The sequence below is a fragment of the Nocardia sp. NBC_01730 genome, from assembly GCF_035920445.1.
Classification (GTDB): Bacteria; Actinomycetota; Actinomycetes; order Mycobacteriales; family Mycobacteriaceae; genus Nocardia.
Map to the genome: position 1 here is coordinate 7,649,988 of NZ_CP109162.1, position 18,442 is coordinate 7,668,429.

Consider the following 18,442-nt stretch of genomic DNA (forward strand, 5'->3'; position numbering starts at 1 on the left):
TTTTCAAGAAAGGGCACCCGATGATCAACCGTCTCATGACTGTTGTATGGCTCGTCGCGATAACCCCGACCTGGCTGATTGTGGCGATACTGGTCACGGGTGGCCTGTTTGCGGTCGTCATCATCCTTGTGCTGGTCGTCGGCGGCGCGACGTCGGCGGTCGCTTCGGATCTGCACTATCAATGCGACAGTGCGGTGGGGCCGGATCCCTCCCAGACCGTGACCGTGACTCGTGCCGCCGCCGCGGCTCGGCCTACCGCGCCGACCACCCCGAGCGCGAGTGCCTCGGCCGCGCCGACCACGAACCCATACGCGGCGCTGACGATCGCGCCGGATGACACCAGCGCTTCCGACTGGCAGCGCTCCTGCGTCACCGCGCTGAAGAACGCGCCGTACCAAGCTCAACCCTTGCTCACGGGCAGTTCGGGAATCGGCGTCGAGTGTGCACGTGAGCTCGCGCTGACACTGGCGGCGTCGTCGGCGAGCGGAGCGCAGGACACGACCGGTGGCCGTGCGGACGCCGCCGAGCTGACCAGATCGGTCGTCTACCGTGCCTCGGCCGCGCAGTCGACGGGGCGGTGCGAACTCACCGCGGGTTCCGCTGCGGCGGAGCCGCCCGCTGCGGGCACTGCCGGGCCGACGGGCGGCTCCGTCCAGCGCGCGTGCGGGCAGGCCGACGGCGCCGGTGCCACTGTCATCGTGCTGCCGAATACCATTGCGGCACAAGGGGCATGTGGTCAGCGAGTGGACCTGTCCGCGGTATCCGCAGGCGATCTGGTCTTCTGGGACTACCGTCGCAACGCGCCGACGCAGGTCGGGATCGCGGTCAGCGCCATCGAGATCGTCACTGTCGATGTGACGACCGGCAGGTATGCCGAAGTGTCGATGCCGAGCGCGAGTGACGTGCGAGTGAAGCGCGTACTCGGCGGTGGAATGTGACAGGTACGCTATGCCACCTACCGAAATAGCGCCTGACGTCGACGTCGGCGAAGAAGGTGAGGCGCCGCCGGTTGCGGTGACGCCGTGGTCGGATCGGACGGGGAATCAGCGTTCTCGTCCTGGTGCTGGGGTGCCTGGTCAGCCGGGTGCTCCGTCGGGGGCTCCTGGTCAGCCGGGTGCTTCGTCGGCGGCGCCGGGTCAGCCCGGGACGGCCGCGCCTGCTCAGTCGAATGGTGTCGGGCAGTCCGGTGTTCCGGGTCAGCCGGGTGTGGTTCCTGGTCAGCCCGGCGTGGCTGCTGTGCCCGGTCAGCCGGGTGCGCAGGCCGCGCCGGCGGCACCGGGTGGAGTGGTGGCGCCAGGGCAGGCACCACCAGGTCCCGCACAGGCCGAGGCGCCGGAGCCGCCGGTAGATCCGGAGTTGATCGGTGACCTACTGCCTGCCGCGGCGACGGCCGGGACGATGGCGATGGCGATGCTGCCGATGATCGCCTCGGCGTTGGCCGGTTTGGGCAGTGGCAGCGGTGGGACCGGGGGTGGTACGGCTGCGCCGGTAGCGGGTGCGGACGGTACCACCGCCGGTGGGGTGTCACCGGAGTCCGAACGGGCGCTGAAGGTGTTGAAGTTGTTGCAAGCGGTCTACGGTGACGGTGATTCGTCTGATCCGCAGGTCAAACAACTCCAACAGCAGTTGGGTGTCTCTTCCGGTAGCGGGGAGGGTGCTTCGGCGATCAAAGCCAAGCAGATGTTCCAGCGCACCGCCGCGACCGCGTTCAACAACATCGACAACCAGCTGCTGACCTACATTCGCGGGCTGGCCGGGAACAACAAGGTCGACAAGAAAGCCGTCACCCGCCTGCTACGTGAGGTGAACGTCGCCCTGGCCGAACTCGGACCACAGGCCTACACGAAAGCCGGCCAACAGAAAGTCCACCAAATCCTCACCGCCGCACTACTGAAAGCTCAAGCGATCGTCTCCGGTGGGCAAACCAACGCCACCGACACCGCCAGCGCCATCAACCGGCTCACCGCGCAATACCTCTACAACATCGCAGGCAAAAACTACACACCATCGACTGGGGCAGGCGGCACCATTCCAGGTGGAACGGTGGGGTCGTGGATACAGCAGGCTCTGCAGGTGTTGCAGCAAATGGGCTACGACATCAGCAAGATCGATCCTGCGGCCATCGCGATTATCATCCAGCACGAGTCGAACGGCAACCCGAACGCGACGAATGGCTGGGACAGCAACGCGGCCAAGGGAACTCCATCGAAAGGCCTGATGCAAACCATCGGCCCGACATTCGACCGCTGGAAGGCGCCGGGCCACGGCAACATCTACAATCCCGTCGACAATATCGTCGCGGCAACTCGATACGCCATAAATCGCTATGGCTCGGTCGGCAATGTTCCGGGCGTCAAGGCTGTTCGCAGCGGCCGCGCGTATGTGGGGTACTGATGGCGTCAGAGAAGCAACCCGACACGGAGGACGGTCATGACTCGAGAGCGGGTGCTACGGCGTCCGCCCCTGGCCGACCTACCAGGACGAAGGCCCGGGGCAGTCCGGCAAGGGTCCCGCCACCGCCGCCCGGAGGCGCGCCGGCATCGGTCGCTCCAGCTCCGGTGGCGAACAATGTCGCGCGCAACCCGGCGGGCACTCCGATCGTCGAAACATCCTCCGCCACAACCGGCGCCCCGCCGGTTGTCCGGTCAGACGCTCTGGCCTGGTCCGGGACGACTACGCCGATGGCGGCGGCCGCGCTCGGTGCCCTTGCGTCGATAGCCGCCCACTACGGCGACGGAACTCCTACCGCTGCCTCCGGGCAACCCTACGCGCCTCCCGACATCGCGGCAGGACGGCCGACTGGTCCGGTGGTGTGGGACGGTGAGCTGGGATCGCGGTATGCGGCCCACAATCAGAACACTTCGCGGAATGTCGACGCCACACAATCTTTGAACGCCGAACTCGAGCGCATCCTCGACGGCGCGGTCGACAGCACCACGCAAGGAAAGGCCGCCATCGGCTCGATCATCGCCGAGGTCAACACGGCGTTGACCGCGCTCGGCAAGGTTGAGGACACCGCAGCGGCACGAGACCTCGTGATCGTCACGTTGGGTAACGCATTGCAGCGTGCTGGAACCGTTTTAGGGCAAGGGCAGGTTGCCGCGACGCTCACCGCTGAACGTGTTGCCGCCCTCGCGGATCGGTATATGCAACAGGCACGTCCGGCCCGGCCGCGACGCCCGCGACGCGCGGCGAACCCGGGCATGCGCGGCCCCAGCGGTGGTCCGCCACGTACCCGCCCCTCTGGTCAGCAGGGGCAATGGATCAACGACGCACTTCAGGTTCTCCGTCAGCACGGCTATGACACGCGCCAGATCGATCCCGCCGATATCGCGGCGATCATCCAGCACGAATCCGGCGGCAACCCGAATGCGATCAACCTGTGGGACAGCAACGCCGCGGCGGGGATCCCGTCGAAAGGACTGATGCAGACCATAGATCCGACGTTCAACTCGTATTCCCTTCCTGGACATCGCAATATCTGGAATCCGGTCGACAACATCATCGCGGGCGTGCGGTATTCCATCGAGCGCTATGGCTCGGTCAGCAATGTTCCCGGGATCGTGCAGATGCGCGGTGGCGGCTCATACGTCGGGTACTGACATCCGATTCCGCTCGGCCGTAGAAACCGCCATCGGCATTGCCTGCCAGCGAATCTCTCGGCGTCTTGTCGAGCGCCGATCGGTCAGTTGGTAATTCCCGCACCCGCGATCTCTCGCTCACCGTGCCCACTTCGATGGTGGGGATGGCGGTCAGGTCCACCGTGCCGCGGCGTAACTCTTCGGCAGTGGGACCTGTCCGATGGGTACTCCGCTGCGAGACGCCGCGATACATTTGCCGTTGCCGATATACATGACGACGTGGCCTGGGTTTCCGTTCGAGTCGAACCTGGTGAAGATCAGGTCGCCCGGCCGGATATCCGACGGATTGACCTTGGGTAGCTGGCGATACTGATCCGCCGCGACTCGTGGAATCTTGGCACCCGCCGAAGCCGCCGCGTACTGCATCAGCCCCGAGCAGTCGAACGAATTCGGCCCCTCCGCGCCCCACACATACGGCTTTCCGGTCTGCGCCAGCGCCACCGCGATCGCCTTCGCGGCAGCTCCGGTCGCTCCTGCCCCAGCTGTTCCTGTGTAGTTTTTGCCTGCGATGTTGTAGAGGTATTGCGCGGTGAGCCGGTTGATGGCGCTGGCGGTGTCGGTGGCGTTGGTTTGCCCACCGGAGACGATCGCTTGAGCTTTCAGTAGTGCGGCGGTGAGGATTTGGTGGACTTTCTGTTGGCCGGCTTTCGTGTAGGCCTGTGGTCCGAGTTCGGCCAGGGCGACGTTCACCTCACGTAGCAGGCGGGTGACGGCTTTCTTGTCGACCTTGTTGTTCCCGGCCAGCCCGCGAATGTAGGTCAGCAGCTGGTTGTCGATGTTGTTGAACGCGGTCGCGGCGGTGCGCTGGAACATCTGCTTGGCTTTGATCGCCGAAGCACCCTCCCCGCTACCGGAAGAGACACCCAACTGCTGTTGGAGTTGTTTGACCTGCGGATCAGACGAATCACCGTCACCGTAGACCGCTTGCAACAACTTCAACACCTTCAGCGCCCGTTCGGACTCCGGTGACACCCCACCGGCGGTGGTACCGTCCGCACCCGCTACCGGCGCAGCCGTACCACCCCCGGTCCCACCGCTGCCACTGCCCAAACCGGCCAACGCCGAGGCGATCATCGGCAGCATCGCCATCGCCATCGTCCCGGCCGTCGCCGCGGCAGGCAGTAGGTCACCGATCAACTCCGGATCTACCGGCGGCTCCGGCGCCTCGGCCTGTGCGGGACCTGGTGGTGCCTGCCCTGGCGCCACCACTCCACCCGGTGCCGCCGGCGCGGCCTGCGCACCCGGCTGACCGGGCACAGCAGCCACGCCGGGCTGACCAGGAACCACACCCGGCTGACCCGGAACACCGGACTGCCCGACACCATTCGACTGAGCAGGCGCGGCCGTCCCGGGCTGACCCGGCGCCGCCGACGAAGCACCCGGCTGACCAGGAGCCCCCGACGGAGCACCCGGCTGACCAGGCACCCCAGCACCAGGACGAGAACGCTGATTCCCCGTCCGATCCGACCATGGCGTCACCGCAACCGGCGGCGCCTCACCCTCCGCACCGGCATCGATCTCGGGCTCTACATCTGTCGGCGGCATCTCTGTACTCGTCATCTCCCCCGCCGGAGCGCCTGTTCGACCCCGTTCACGCCCGGGGGCAGCTCCGTACTCGTCACAGCAAAACTCGTCACAGCAAACCTCCGGCGGCGGGCTGGGCACCACTCGGAACGGTGGGTCCGGCAAGGGTCTGGCGGAGGCTCATCGGATGCTTCCTCCTGTGTCGGTCACCGGCCATGGCATCGGTGCGCGTGAGTCTTATTGTCCGATCAATCCTGACTTGACCGAAGCGATCCGCGATTCTCATTGCTGGGAATCCTCGACAATGAGTGTGTCGAGTCGAAAGGAACTCACGTATGGCCGCAGCCGCGTCTCGAGCTTCGAGCATTGGCCGGCCGATCGGGTTGACGCCTGGGTCGGGTCGGCCGCTCCTGCGAGAAAAGGGGCGCGAAGCCGCGCACGTACCGGTGTCGACCGGTCGCGACTTCTGATCAGGTAGGTGCCGTAATGGGACTGTGGGGCGACATCATTACCGGAGCCGCGGGCGCGGTCGGCTTCGCGTTCGGTGGCCCGGTCGGTGCCGCGGTACTCGGCGGTGTCGTTGGGGGCGTGGTCACCGGGTTCGAGACCGGTTGGGATCCCGAGAAAATGCTCGAGGGCGCTGCCTTCGGGGCGGTGGGAGGACTCGTCGGCGGCGCGGTCGGCGGCATCGGGGCCAAGGCATTCGGTGCGGCAGGCCGGTCCTTGATGGGTGGCAGTCTTCGCGGCGGTGTAGGTGGTCTTTTCGGCAATGGATTCTCGCGGGCTGCGGTGACCGGAGGTTGGGACGGTGCGCAAGCTGGGCTCCAGTCTGTTCGCGGCCTTATCGGCGCCGGCTTGGGTGCCTCTGGCGGCCGTAATACGCCGGACATGGTTCGCGATAAATGGCATCAATATATGGGATATCCCGAGATCGAGGTCATCGATATCAGTAACTCGGGAATCAAGGATACGTCCGGTATGCCGCATGTCTATATGCCTGATCCGGCCAAGCTTCCGGACGGTCTGACGTTGTTGCCTGCCATCCAGGGGCAATACAAAGGTCTGCCGGATATCTACCTCGGCAACTGGAAGTCGTTCGGTAACGGTAAAGAGTCGGCGCTACCCGAGAAGCGCCCTGTAGGCGAGGTGTCGAACCCGGAACGTGCCAATATCGAGAGCTATCCGAAATTGGTCGAGAATCTGGACTCGTGGTATGAAGGTCTGCGCGGGTTGGATGTGCGAATTGTCAAGGCGACTGGCAAGACTTCCGATTTATGCAAACAAGGACGGAAGGATGTCGGTGGCATCATCGAAAGTCTGACCGAAATGGCCAAAGTGGATCCGCGGAGTCTGGAGAAGATTCAACAGTTCGTCCAGAACAAAATTCTGGATGCGTCGATTCTGCAATCACTGGCCGCCAGCGGTCTCAGCGAAGACACTTATGTCATGACCATGATCGAGTCGACGATGATGAACCTGACGAATGTCATGAGCGAATATGCGAATGCATTCGACGAGTTGGGCAAGGAGACGGAGAAAGAAAATCCCGCTGCTGTCAAGCCCGCTGCTGTCGGGGCCGCTCTCGGCGCCAAGACGCCGGCCGCGGAGCAGAACACCGGGAATCCGTACTCGACCTACGTTCCGCCATCGACCGTCAACGGCACCCCCGCCGCCACCAGCACCGGAGACCAGCTCTCGGCGCCGCCTGCGTGGGAATGGGACAGCGATTCCGGTAGCCAGTCGAACGGGTCGGCGACGGATACCGGCAGTTCATCGACCGCGACCGATCCCGCGTCGACGAAGGCGGCAACAGGAACCGACTCTGCCGGGGTCACCTCGCCGACGAGTACGCCCACCCAGAGCGCTGCGTCGCCCGCGTCGTCGATGGGCTCCGATTTCATGTTGCCGTACTCGATGATGCAGCAGGCGTTGGCGAATCGCGGCAATGCCGTCCATTCGAACTCCAAGAATTCCGACGATCATCGGGGGGAGCGGGAGGGCACACCCGAGACGGTCGCAGGCGCCCCCGTGTCGCCCGCGCAGACGCCCCAGACAGCTCAGCAGACATCGTCCGGACCTGCCGCCACCACGGCGGCGTCGCCGGGTCGTGTGTCGGCGACCCCGGTGTCGGCGGTCGCGGCGTCGATGCGCACCCCGGACGGCGACGGCAGCGTGGTGTACACCTTCCCCGACGGTCGTACCCAGAGGGTCTCCGCGGTCGTCGCGCAGGCACTGGACGCGGCGTTCGGCAACGCCGCGGGTACCGACGCCCGTGCCGCGTATGGCAAGACGCCGGTGACGTTGCCCGCTGATCGGGCGGTCGGCGCACCTGTCGATCCGTATCAGCTGATGACCGGCGATGTCGCGACCTGGGAGCACCGGTCGGCGATCGCGGTGTCCTTCGGTTCCGACAGCAGCGGCACGCTGGAGGTGATCATCGATGGACAGCTGCAACCGTTCACCGCGGAAATGCGTGACAGCAAGGGTGAGTTCGGACCGTTCGGTGGATTCTTCCATCCGGCGGGTATCGAGATCACCGCTCCTGCTCCGGATGCGGCGGCTCCGATGGTGCCGGTCGATCAGCCGGTCGGCGGGTCAATAGTGGTTCCGGCGTAGGAGTTTTCATGTCTTTGATGGCTTTCGCGTTCGATGTCGGTACCACCATGCTGGTCGGGCGGTTCCTGCCCGGTAAGACGGGCATGATCGTCGGCGGGGCCGCGGGCGGTGCGGTTGGTCAACTCGTAGACGGCCACACCTCGGCCTCGGACCTGATTACCGGCGCCGCCTCGGGCGCGGTGGGTAGCGCAGTCGGTGGCGCCGCCGCGTACGGCCTGGGCCGTTGGGCGGGTGCCGGAGCGAAACAGACCGAGAGCGCCCTGGCCAAGTTCGCCGCGCAGGGCACAAAGCAGACGAATGCGGCAGATGCAGTCACGCGGGCGACGGCGGCAAAGACTGCAGCGGATGACGCTCTTGCGAACGCCGGTCTGCTGACCAGAAAGGGTCCGCTACGGGACGCCGCACGAGCTGCCGACGAGGACTTGGCGAAAGCGCTGAGGCAGCAGAAGTACGTTGATGATGCAGTCGATAGGCTCGCTCCCGCGAAGAAAGCGCTCGAGAAGCGCGACAAATTCTTGAACAAGGCCGAGGACGCGCTGAGGCTGGGCAATGGGAGGAGGAAGCCCTTCGGGAAGGCGTCAGGCAATTTCGCCAAGTCCGGTTGGGGGCAGAACCTTCTGCGTGGATTGGGGTCGGAGGGCGGTCGTGTTCTGGTCAATGGCATCAATGGAACGTCCGGCGGCGGCGGTGACAGTGGTGGCGGTGACGCCGACGATCAGGCCGGGGTGCCTACGTTAGACTTGGTCTGGGCGGGTTCGCATGTAGAGCTCATAGGGACGCCCCCGTTCGTCCCCCAGCTGCCCGACCCCTCGATTCAGGCGAAGGGATACGGGTTCCTACTGGAGCCGAGCACATTGAATGCGTCGCTCAAATCGTGGTACTCGGGACCCGGTGATTCCGTGGCGACGTCGTTGTCCGACAATTACAAGCTCTTCGGGGATGAAAAGCTCTTGACGGACGCAAAACAGCAGAATAAAGAATTGGATTTGTCTGCCCCGAAGGAGCTGTCGGCGGCTGGTATCGGAGCGGGCGCGACAGGATACGCGGAAGCTGTCAAGGCGATGCAGGCCGCTGCCGTCCACTTCAGCACGATCGACGCCACCGTCGTGGCGAAGATGCCCGATGTCGCAACAATTACCAAGCAGGGTAGGGCGGGCATCGCCGACGTCATCTGCGAATTGAACGTTGCCGTTACGAAAATCGATGGGTCGGACCTGAACATGAGTTTCGTTCAACTCACCGCCGCGGCTTTCGGTGCAATCGGAAACGTTACCGGAGACGCGACCGGTAAAGAGCTGGACATCGCGGATTATGTCAAAGACCTGACGGCGCAGTATGACGCCAAACTGGCGGCGCAGACCACGGCCATGAACGACACATTGCAGAAATCGCTCGCAGGCCTGCAGAACAGCCAGGGCAACCCTGCCTACACGCCGCCGGCGGTCAACACCGGCGCCGATCAGACCTATCCGGGCAACATCGGTGATCTGGAAGATGGCAGCTCGCAAATACCGGATCCGGTGGGGACGGACGGCACCGCTGGTGACAGCGGCTTGCAGCGAGCGATCGACAGCCTGGAAAACCAGGCCGCTACTCCGGCGGTCAACTCGTCGTACCCGGGAGGCGTCGATGCCGGCACCGGCATGGACAGCATGGGCGGCATGGGCGGCATGGGCATGGGCTCCCTGATGGACTCGATGATGCAGATGATGATGATGCGGAACATGACCGACAATCTGAACAACCGGAGCGCGGAACTCGACCCGGGGCGGTACGACGACGAGCTCGGCCCGGTCACCCCGCCGCCTGCGGTCGCTGCGCAGGCTCCAGTGGCGCCTGCGACGGTCGCCACGCCCGCGACGACGGCTCCGGTCCACAATGCGGCTCCTTCGACACCGTGGTCGTCCCAACCGGCCAACGGTATTCCCGGCCGCACGCCGGGTGCGGACGGCAGCGTGCTCTACACGTTCCCCGATGGTCGCACCCAGAAGGTGTCGGCGATGGTTGCCCAGGCCCTGGATGGGGCGTTCGGCAACGCCAGCGGCACCGACGCGCAGAAGGCGTACGAGAAGACACCTGCGAAGTGGTCGGATAAGAAGCAGATCGGTGCGCACGTCGATCCGTACCAGCTGATGACCGGCGATGTCGCCACGTGGGACAAGCGCAGCGCGATTCTCGTGGTCTTCGGCTCGGAGGAGGGCGGTACGCTGGAGGCAGTCGTCAACGGCGCACTGAAACCATTCATCCCGGAAATGTCCGACAGCGCAGGAGAATTCGGTCAGTTCTCCGGATTCGTCCATCCGAAGGGCATCGAGTTGACCGCGCCGAAGGACGGAGACGTGCCCTCGGCTACGCCGGGCACGACCGATCAGTCCGCGAACGCGGCAGTGCCGATTGTCGCGGCACCCGTTTAATCGCGCGGTATATGAGGAGAGGAGGTCGCGATGGCGCTGAATGTCGATCCGAAGGAACTCGTCGCTGCGGCGTCGAAACTCGCCGCGATGGCGCGTGAGACCGGTACGGCGCTGCCTGGCGGATGGGTCGTACCCGCAGGGGCGGACCCGATCTCGGCCGGGGCGGTGCCGCAGCTCAACGCGCAGGCTGCGTCGCTGTTCAACGGAATGATCGGCGTTCTCAACGAGGTTCAACGCACGGCACACAACATAGGCGCCGCGGCAGTCGACTACACCGAGGCCGACGACCGCGGCAGCCGCATCGTGGGCGGCAGTGGTGGCGCCGACCTGGTGAGCAACCCGGTGGGAGAGGTCAAGGAGGTCAGCCAGCGGCGACCGCCTGCGCTCAGGTTTCCTACCGGCGGAGGTGCCGTCGACCCGTTGACATTCGCCCAGCAGTTGCATGCGGGTCCGGGGCCGGGCGCCGCAACGGGATTCGCGGACGCGATCCGGAAGTTCACCGGCAGCCAGCACCTCGCTGCCACCGAGGGCGTCGATCTCGCGGCGCGGACGATGCAGAACTGGGAGCCGGTCGGCGCCGCGGCAGCGACCGAACTCGGGCAGCATCGGGGTTGGCTCGCCCAGCTCGGCGAGGGCCTGGGGATGCTTGCCGACGGAATCGACACATACGGCAACGCATTCCGGACGGCCAAGGCGAAACACCCCACACCGGCGGAGATCATCGCCGCACGCAAGGAGCTTCTCGCCGCGATGCGTTCGAAGAACGAGGTCGGCATCCAGGCGGCGATGGCGAAGTTCCAGGAGCAGAACGCGCGGTCGTTGGAGACGATCACCGGCTACTCCACCGAGGTCAACTCGAAGGTGCCGACCGGTGACAGCAGCGGTGAGAGTGGCACTGGTAGTGGTAGTGGCGACACCAGCGCGCTAACCTCCATGCTGCCCACGCTGATGAGCGCGATGGCCTCGGCCATGCCGCTGAGTCAGCTCGGCCAGGACTCGGCCGAAGACTACGACGACTACGGCCTCGACGACTACGGCTACGACGACCTCGGCATCCCCAGCGGTCTCGGAGCGGGCAGCCCGAGCGGATCGCCGATAAGCAGCACTGGCGCGGGTATCCCGGACATCGACGCCGCAAGCGCCCCGGTCAGCGCCTTGCCGTTGGCCACGTCCACGGGCAGCGTCGGCTCAGGAGCGTCAGCTATGCCGCGCACACCCGTGCTCGAACCGTTGGGGGCATCGTCGCCCAACAACGCCAGCGCCGCGCGCGGCGGTTCGCCGATGATGCCGTACATGCCGATGTCGCCGGGCATGGGTAACTCGGGCGGCAACAACGAACGCAACCGTGTCGTGGCGTGGCACCCTGACCGACTGATGTACGTCGACAACACGCCGCATACCGAGTTGGTGATCGGCGAGCGGCCGACCATCGCCCCGACCGTGACGCCCCCGACGCCCGCGCCGGCCAACCAGACCCCCACCCAACCTGGAGGTAACGCATGAGTGAGCGCAGCGAACGAACAACAGGGGCAGTCATGATGGAGTCGAGCGCCAGCGAGGTGGAGTCATGAGTGAGCGTAGCGAGCGAACAGCAGGTACAGCTGCCATGGCAGTCATGATGGAGCCGAGCGCCAGCGAGGTGGAGTCATGAGTGAGCGTAGCGAGCGAACAGCAGGTACAGCTGCCATGGCAGTCATGATGGAGCCGAGCGCCAGCGAGGTGGAGTCATGAGTGCCATCCACCCGGACGTGCAGGCGGCCCTGGACGCCGCTCGCGACCTGCGGCACCGCATCGCCGATATGCGCGAGAAGATCGACAACATCCGTGCCAGGCGCCCGTCGCCGAGCGGCGCGATCATCCCCGAAGTCGATGCCATGGGCAGGCTGACCGACCTCTACCTGGCACCGGGCACCGCCGCGCGGCTCACCGGCCCCGAATTGGTTACCGAGATCATGGCCGCCATTCGCGAGAGCACCGCGGACGCAGCGCGGCAGTACCAAAGCGTCATGGACACTCCGGTCATGTCGGACGAGCCCGAATCGGCCGTCGCCGCGTCAGGGCAGGCGGGATGACCGAGCCGGCCCCGGAGGTCACTGTCGCCGACACGGTGCGGTGGCTGCACGACGAGGGGCTGGTGCGCTTGGCTGGGGTCGCAGGCCGCACTTCGGAGACTCTGGTCGCCTACACGATCGACGTGGGGACCGGAACCGTCTCCGCACATCCCGCGACTGGAGCCGGGGTCGGTGCGGATGTGGTGTCGCTGGCGGCCGACGACCTCCCCTACCCGGTCGGGACCGCCAAGCGCCTGGTGATCGTCGGTGTCACGGCCGCCGATACGGTGCTCGTCATCGATCTGGCGGCGACCCTGGCCATCGCGATCAATGCCGACCATCCGGAGCAGGCGGCCAGGTCTTGGGTGATGCAGCTGTTGCTGAATCCGGAAGTCACCATCACGACCAACAGCTCCGATGTCGCGATCGGCAGCAGTGCCCGGCTACGCCAAAGTTTCATCCCCGGCGGCGGCGCCACCTTGGTCAATATCGATGACACGCGTCCACCGGTCACTGCGGTGACCCTGAACGCGACCACCGACGGCCCCGATTATCTCGATGTCGCCGCCGACGGAACGGGGGAGATGTACCTCGGCGCCCGATTCTGGCAGCTGCGCCAGGTTATGCGCATCGAGGATGCCGCGTGGTCCGCGCTGGCGGACCGACTGGAATCCTCGTCCGAGGATGCCATCGACACGCCGGATACCGGCTATGCAACCAGTTCCGAACGACTCTCGGAGAGCAACCGATGACCGATATGCACCCGATCGACTTGGATGACTTCGACCCCGACGACCCCGACGATCTCGACGCCGCGCCGCCGAATTGGCGAAGCATGACCTACGAGGTGTTCAACCCCGACCACACCGTCGGCATCGGCTGCGACCGGGACGGCGAGATCATCGGCATGCACATCACCGACGACGCCCGCGACAACGGCGATGACTGGTTGGCCGCCGAGATCGTTCGGCTCGCCCGGCTGGCGCATATGAAATCGCGCGTCGGATTGCGAGCCGAGATGGAGCACAAGGGGACCCGCTCGTACACGATCGATTCGTTCGATCTGCCGACCGAGGCCTCGTATCGGGCCATGGAGGAGTCCGAGTTCGGCAGACGCGACTCCTGATTGCCGACCATCGAATTCTGAGACAGGACACCGACATGACCGACCCGCTGGACATGGATGAGCCCCACGAGGTTGTCGCCTCGTCGGACAAGCACACGATCGCGATGACCAACGTCGGCGGTCACGTCGAGCGGATCACGCGAGACTTCGTCGTACCAAAACCCCCGCAGTCGAAGGTCGAGCGTCCACTCGCGGTGTTTACGGACTGGATGAAGACCGCGATCGAGGGCAAAGTCAAGGCCAACGGCCGCGATGCGGACGCGACCACCCACCACACCCGTGCCGTGTCCAACGCGCTTGCGCATCAGGACCGTGCCGGCGGCTCCCACATACACCGCGCCGAATCCCTCTGATTCGCCTATGGAACCGGAGCGCAGCAGCCCGTACTGGGACGCCATAGTCCGCGACAACTGGCCGGTGATCTCCCCGGCGGACTGGAACGCGCTCGAAAGTCTCGCGCGCGATGGTGCCGCAACGCTCGACCTGCTCGAGGTCGAGAGCACGCGCCGCGAGTTTGACGAACGGGTGCGCTCCAGTGCGGGCCTGGAACCGGTCAAGCGCGACATGCTGCGCCAACGCGCGAACCCGCAGGCGTTCGCCGACGCGCTGGAGGCGGCGGCGGACACCTTCCGGGACTTCTCCGATCTGATCTACCGGACCAGAAACCAGATCCTGGACATCGTCGATCGCGCCACGTCGAAGATCCAGGCCACGCTGCGGGCCGCGGCGGCGGAAGAGGACAAATCCGACGCCCAGACCATCCGGAACCGGATTCCCGGCATCATCGCCGCGGCCAGGGATGAGGTCGAGGACGTCGTTCGGTCAGCGCTCGGGTCGATCAACCCGCAAGGCCTGCCCAGCCTTGCCCGCATCGCCGACGTACTAGGTCAGCCGGGGCCCTGGACGCCAAGGCATCCAGGTTCGCCGGACGACTATCAGCAGAACCGGCCCGCTACAGACCATTCCGGCTCCCCGCGGCATGGCGGACCGCATAGGCGTCACGCGCCGGAAGAGGGCCTCCCGATACCGCTGTTCCCCGATCTCGCCGACGACGAGCCGCAGCTCGATTCGGTCGCCCCACCGGCACCGAGTATCGAATTCGGGGAAACGCCGAATACTGTTCCAGCCGAGGACACATCTGTCGTTCCTCCGTCTTCGACGCCCGCGCCTGCTCCGTTCGTGCCGGGCGGTACGACAACCCCTGGGGTCTATTCGCCCGCCGCCGACCACGACGGACCTGATTTGTCCGCCGCGGGCCGGCCCTCGCATGCAGACGTAGAGGACAGCGAGCCGGCTGGTGCGGGCGGAAATGCTACGGCCGATGACACCGATTCAGACGCGCCGGACGATTCCGTCGAATCCGCGGCGCACGATCAGTCCGTGGCCGCATCCGCCACCGACACACACCGTGATACCGGGCTCGACACACCGGAGGTCAGGGGAGCACACGTGGACGGTCCGCCGGCTACGGTACAACCGCCTTTCCTCCTTCCCGGACCGGTCGCACCGGCCGCGCTGGCGGTGCCGCCGACGGTGCCGGCTGCTCACTCGGGATCGACAGTTTCGGCTCCGGCGGCACCGGCGGGTTCCGGACCGCCGCCGATCCAGGCCAAGCCGACGGCACCACCGGTCGACGCGCGGGGGCCTTCCGCGCCCCCGAAGGTCACCGCGGGTCCGGCGGTGCCGCCGTCAGGTGTCTCCACCGGCACTGCCAAGGTTCCGCCGACGAAACCGACCGATCAGCGGGTGGAGGGGCCCGCCGAAGCCGATGGAAGCGACGAGTTGATTCGCGGTGTGGTCGGCGCGGCCATGACCTCGGCGGCCGCCCCGTCATTCGTCCTCGGCGAGCGTGTCAACGGCGACTTGGTGCTGGCGCGCACATTGCTGAGCGGGGTGCTGGCCGCGGGCGGTGCGTCCGTGGTCGGGCTCGGGTGGGCGGTGTCGGTGATGCGGCATCAGAGCGGTGTCAGCGCGTTCGTGACGTCGAACGAGGGTCGTGGCTGGTTCCCCGCCGGGCTGTATCTACCGCGTGAGGCGTCGACCCCGTGGGTCTGGGAGGTCTCCGATGGATTCGCGTGGGAAGGCGTGGCCGACCCGGCGCGAGTGCTCGCCGAATTCGGGCTGGCCTGGGGACGTAAGTCCGGGGCTCGACTGTCGGCGGTGGTGTCGTCGGAGCGGATCGACGCGGATCTGCGCCGGCAGTTGGGGGAGGTGCCTATGGAGGGCGAGGTGGGCGCCTCGTCGGCGATGGACCTGAGTGCGCCGGGACCTGGGCTGGTGGATCGCCTCGGTTTGGTCGGGGCGCCCGGGCTGCTGCAGCGGGTCGTTGCGACACCGGAGGGCGAAATCGGTTCGCGATGCTGGGAGTTGGCCTCGGACGCGCACGTCCGAGTGCGCAAGGCCGGTTTGGGCTCTCCGGAATCCCTGGGGGCACCCGGTGTGCGGGAACGAATTCTCGCCGCACTGCGTCAGCGCCGCGAGGTGGCACCGGAGTGGTGGGAGGAGCTGCGTGACGCCGACGACCTGCTCGCCGCGTCGATGTTGTCGCGACGGGCGGACGTGTCCCGAGTCGCCCTGGGCGAGCTGCGTTCCGACCAACCCGACGGCCGATCGACATCGGACCTGAGTGCCTTGCGTGGGATGGTCTTCGAACGGCGGTGCGACGAACTCGTGTTGCTGCTGGCGAGCGCGCCGACGCGCCAGAACCTGCGCGACGCGGTGTACGCGCACGCACAGATCGTCGGACACCCGGCGTTCGTCGAACCCGCGGCCGCGGGGCCGACCGCCGGACCGGCTCGCCGCCCGACAATTACCGCCGGTCCGGGGCGCTGACGTGGCGTCGCCGTGCGATCCGGCCGAATTCGCACATCCGGTGCGGCGAAAATCGGCTCGGTCCGGCGGTCCGGGATGCGTGGCGCTGTCCGTGTGTGCCGCTGGTGGTGCCGACGACCGATACGCCGACTCGGCCGCACAATGAGACCAGGTTCGGAAATCCGCTGGAACTCATTGTCGCGCAATCGAATACGGCAGCGGACGCACGCCGGACCGTTTTGTCGAATATCCCCAAGTGTGGGAAGGATCGACAATGGAGAAATTCGGTGGTTGGAAAGGATCTGATCGAGCATGCCGAACCGCATCGATATCGACCCTGCGGTACTGCGACAGCTGGCCAGCCAACACGACCAGGTCGCTCGCGATACCCGGGAATGGGCGAAGCCGCCCTCGGATTGGCTCGCGAGCTTCCTGCCCACGTACGGCAAGATCGCCTATCCTGTCTACGACGCACTGGAGCGCTACTACGATGCTCGGCAACGGGCAGGCGAGGCGCTGGCCGCCGAGCACGACCGCACCGCCGAGTCGTTGCGCGCGTCGGCGGACGCCTACGAGCAAGCCGACGAAGACTTCGGTGCGCGGATCCGGCAAGCCGGTGGTTTGACCGATAGCCAGCCATCGACGACCCCCGTCAGCTCACCGGCCGGTCCGAACGGACCCGCAACACCATCCACGCCTTCGCCCGTTGGACCGCCGCCCGTTGGTGGCCCTATCGCGGCCGGGCCCGACGGCACCCAGACCCCCCTTGGCTCTATACCCGGCGGTCCGAACGGAGCGACGCCGTCGACACCGGACACGTCAGGTCCGGTCGCGGCTCCGACCGACCAGGCAGCAACCGCGGGCACGCCGAATGCCACCGGAGCTACGTCGCCGAATGCTGCCGGCGCGACGCCGGCGGGGGCGAGTTCCGGCGTGACGCCGCCGACATCGGCGGGCATGCCGCCCACCGCGGCGGGTCCCGTCTACTCGTCCGCGGACGACCGGGGATCCGCGCAACCACCGACCGGCGCGACCGGACGGGCCGATATGCCACCTATGCCGGTGCCCGTCGCGACTCCGTTCTCCTCCGCTGTCGCGAACGCGAAGGACAAGGAATCCGAACCGTCGTATGTCGTCGGCAACCAGGTGAACGACGATCTGGTGCTGGCGAGAACCCTGCTCGGCAGTGTGCTCGCGGCCGTCGATTCCCCGGTAGGCATGGCCTGGTCGGTGTCGGTGATGCGCGGTCCTGCGGGCGCGGGCGTGTTCATCAGCTCCAACGAAGGCCGCGGGTGGATGCCTGCCGGGCTGTTCCTGCCGCGTGAAGTTTCTTCCCCCTGGATCTGGGACGAGCTGCTCGCCGACGCGGATGGCAGCGGCTCTCCGTGGGAAGGAGTCTCGGACCCGGCTCGGGTGCTCGCGGAGTTCGGACTGGCGTGGGGCGCGAAGGCCAACGCGAGGCTGTCGGCGCTCGTGTCGTCCGGGCCGATCGATCCCGGCCTGCGGTCGCGGTTCAGCGACGCGGCGATGGAGGGACTCGTCGGCCCCTCCTACGACGTCGATCTGCGCGAGTTCACGCCCGACACGGCCGACCGGCTGGGCTTGACCGGCTCGGTCGCGGGTCTGGAGCAGGTCTCTGCGGTGCCCGATACGCAGGTTCGGTCGCGCTGTGTGGAACTCGCGGTCGACGCACACGCACAGGTGGGCCGGTCCGGGCCGATACCCGGCGAGGCCGCCTCGTCGCGGCAGGTGCGGGAACGGATCCTCGCGGCGGTACAGGCCGGAAAGGCGGTGCCGCGCGAACTGTGGGACGAGTTGCGCGACGCCGACGATCTGCTCGCGGCCGCGATGCTCGGCCAGCGCGTAGACGTTGGCCGGGTCGAGATCGGGCAGTTGCGGGTCGACGTGGGCGTTTCGCCGTTGCGCGCCATGGTCTTCGAGCGCCGTTGCAACGAGCTGGCGCTGTTGCTGGCGAACGAATCGAGCAGGCAGAGCTTGCGTGACGCGGTGTACGCGCACGAGCAGATCACTGAGCATCCACAGTTCGTGTCGACTCCGGCCCCGGTTTCGACTGCCGTGCAGCCCGAGCGCGTCGCCCGTCCTGGGACCCCGTCCGTTACGGCACCGTCCGTTGCCGGAGGGCCGCCGCAGGGTGCCGTGGTCGCGCCGTCGTCGCCACCCCCGGTCGCACCTCCGGAGCGGTCGTGAGGATTTACGTGAGGAGGCCATCGGCCGCTATTCCATGAATTGCTTTCGGGA

At 66.4% G+C, this 18,442-nt stretch carries 13 protein-coding genes; 12 read left to right on the top strand and 1 reads right to left on the bottom strand.

Features of this window, described 5'->3' with window-relative positions:
- Positions 1–35: 35 nt before the first annotated feature.
- The 3 genes from OHB12_RS31825 (at position 36) to OHB12_RS31835 (ending at position 3,602) form a co-directional block, all read left to right on the top strand.
- A complete protein-coding gene (locus OHB12_RS31825) occupies positions 36–938 on the top strand; it encodes a hypothetical protein (RefSeq protein ID WP_327113551.1) in 903 nt (300 codons plus the stop codon).
- Positions 939–1,404: 466 nt separating this feature from the next.
- Positions 1,405–2,394, top strand: coding sequence for a DUF4226 domain-containing protein (locus OHB12_RS31830; protein ID WP_327113553.1), 990 nt, complete (start codon positions 1,405–1,407; stop codon positions 2,392–2,394).
- A gap of 164 nt (positions 2,395–2,558) precedes the next feature.
- Entirely contained in the window at positions 2,559–3,602 is a 1,044-nt protein-coding gene (locus OHB12_RS31835; protein WP_327113555.1) for a transglycosylase SLT domain-containing protein, read from the top strand.
- A gap of 150 nt (positions 3,603–3,752) precedes the next feature.
- On the opposite strand, the gene OHB12_RS31840 is transcribed toward OHB12_RS31835, so the two are convergent.
- Positions 3,753–5,186 (bottom strand): C40 family peptidase, encoded by a 1,434-nt coding sequence (locus tag OHB12_RS31840; RefSeq protein WP_327113557.1) that lies wholly within the window; start codon positions 5,184–5,186, stop codon positions 3,753–3,755.
- Between the two features lie 465 nt (positions 5,187–5,651).
- On the opposite strand from OHB12_RS31840, the gene OHB12_RS31845 reads away from it, so the two are divergent.
- The 9 genes from OHB12_RS31845 to OHB12_RS31885 all read left to right on the top strand — a co-directional run bounded on the left by OHB12_RS31845 (position 5,652) and on the right by OHB12_RS31885 (position 18,391).
- Positions 5,652–7,781 (top strand): hypothetical protein, encoded by a 2,130-nt coding sequence (locus tag OHB12_RS31845; RefSeq protein WP_327113559.1) that lies wholly within the window; start codon positions 5,652–5,654, stop codon positions 7,779–7,781.
- A 422-nt stretch (positions 7,782–8,203) separates the two neighbouring features.
- Positions 8,204–10,195 (top strand): hypothetical protein, encoded by a 1,992-nt coding sequence (locus tag OHB12_RS31850; RefSeq protein WP_327113561.1) that lies wholly within the window; start codon positions 8,204–8,206, stop codon positions 10,193–10,195.
- A 30-nt stretch (positions 10,196–10,225) separates the two neighbouring features.
- The gene (locus OHB12_RS31855) at positions 10,226–11,698 is read left to right on the top strand and encodes a PPE domain-containing protein (protein ID WP_327113563.1); all 1,473 of its coding nucleotides are present in this window, start codon (positions 10,226–10,228) and stop codon (positions 11,696–11,698) included.
- Positions 11,699–11,922: 224 nt separating this feature from the next.
- A complete protein-coding gene (locus tag OHB12_RS31860) occupies positions 11,923–12,267 on the top strand; it encodes a hypothetical protein (protein WP_327113565.1) in 345 nt (114 codons plus the stop codon).
- Positions 12,264–12,998 carry a hypothetical protein gene (locus OHB12_RS31865; protein WP_327113567.1) on the top strand — a complete coding sequence of 245 codons (735 nt, stop codon included), beginning with the start codon at positions 12,264–12,266 and terminating at the stop codon, positions 12,996–12,998. The genes OHB12_RS31860 and OHB12_RS31865 overlap by 4 nt, the downstream gene beginning before the upstream one ends.
- On the top strand, positions 12,995–13,372 hold the full coding sequence (locus OHB12_RS31870) for a hypothetical protein (RefSeq protein WP_327113569.1): 378 nt from the start codon (positions 12,995–12,997) through the stop codon (positions 13,370–13,372). The genes OHB12_RS31865 and OHB12_RS31870 overlap by 4 nt, the downstream gene beginning before the upstream one ends.
- Before the next feature lie 35 nt (positions 13,373–13,407).
- On the top strand, positions 13,408–13,725 hold the full coding sequence (locus OHB12_RS31875) for a hypothetical protein (protein WP_327113571.1): 318 nt from the start codon (positions 13,408–13,410) through the stop codon (positions 13,723–13,725).
- 7 nt (positions 13,726–13,732) lie between these two features.
- A complete protein-coding gene (locus OHB12_RS31880; protein WP_327113573.1) occupies positions 13,733–16,204 on the top strand; it encodes a hypothetical protein in 2,472 nt (823 codons plus the stop codon).
- Positions 16,205–16,495: 291 nt separating this feature from the next.
- A complete protein-coding gene (locus OHB12_RS31885; RefSeq protein ID WP_327113575.1) occupies positions 16,496–18,391 on the top strand; it encodes a type VII secretion target in 1,896 nt (631 codons plus the stop codon).
- Positions 18,392–18,442: the final 51 nt, after the last annotated feature.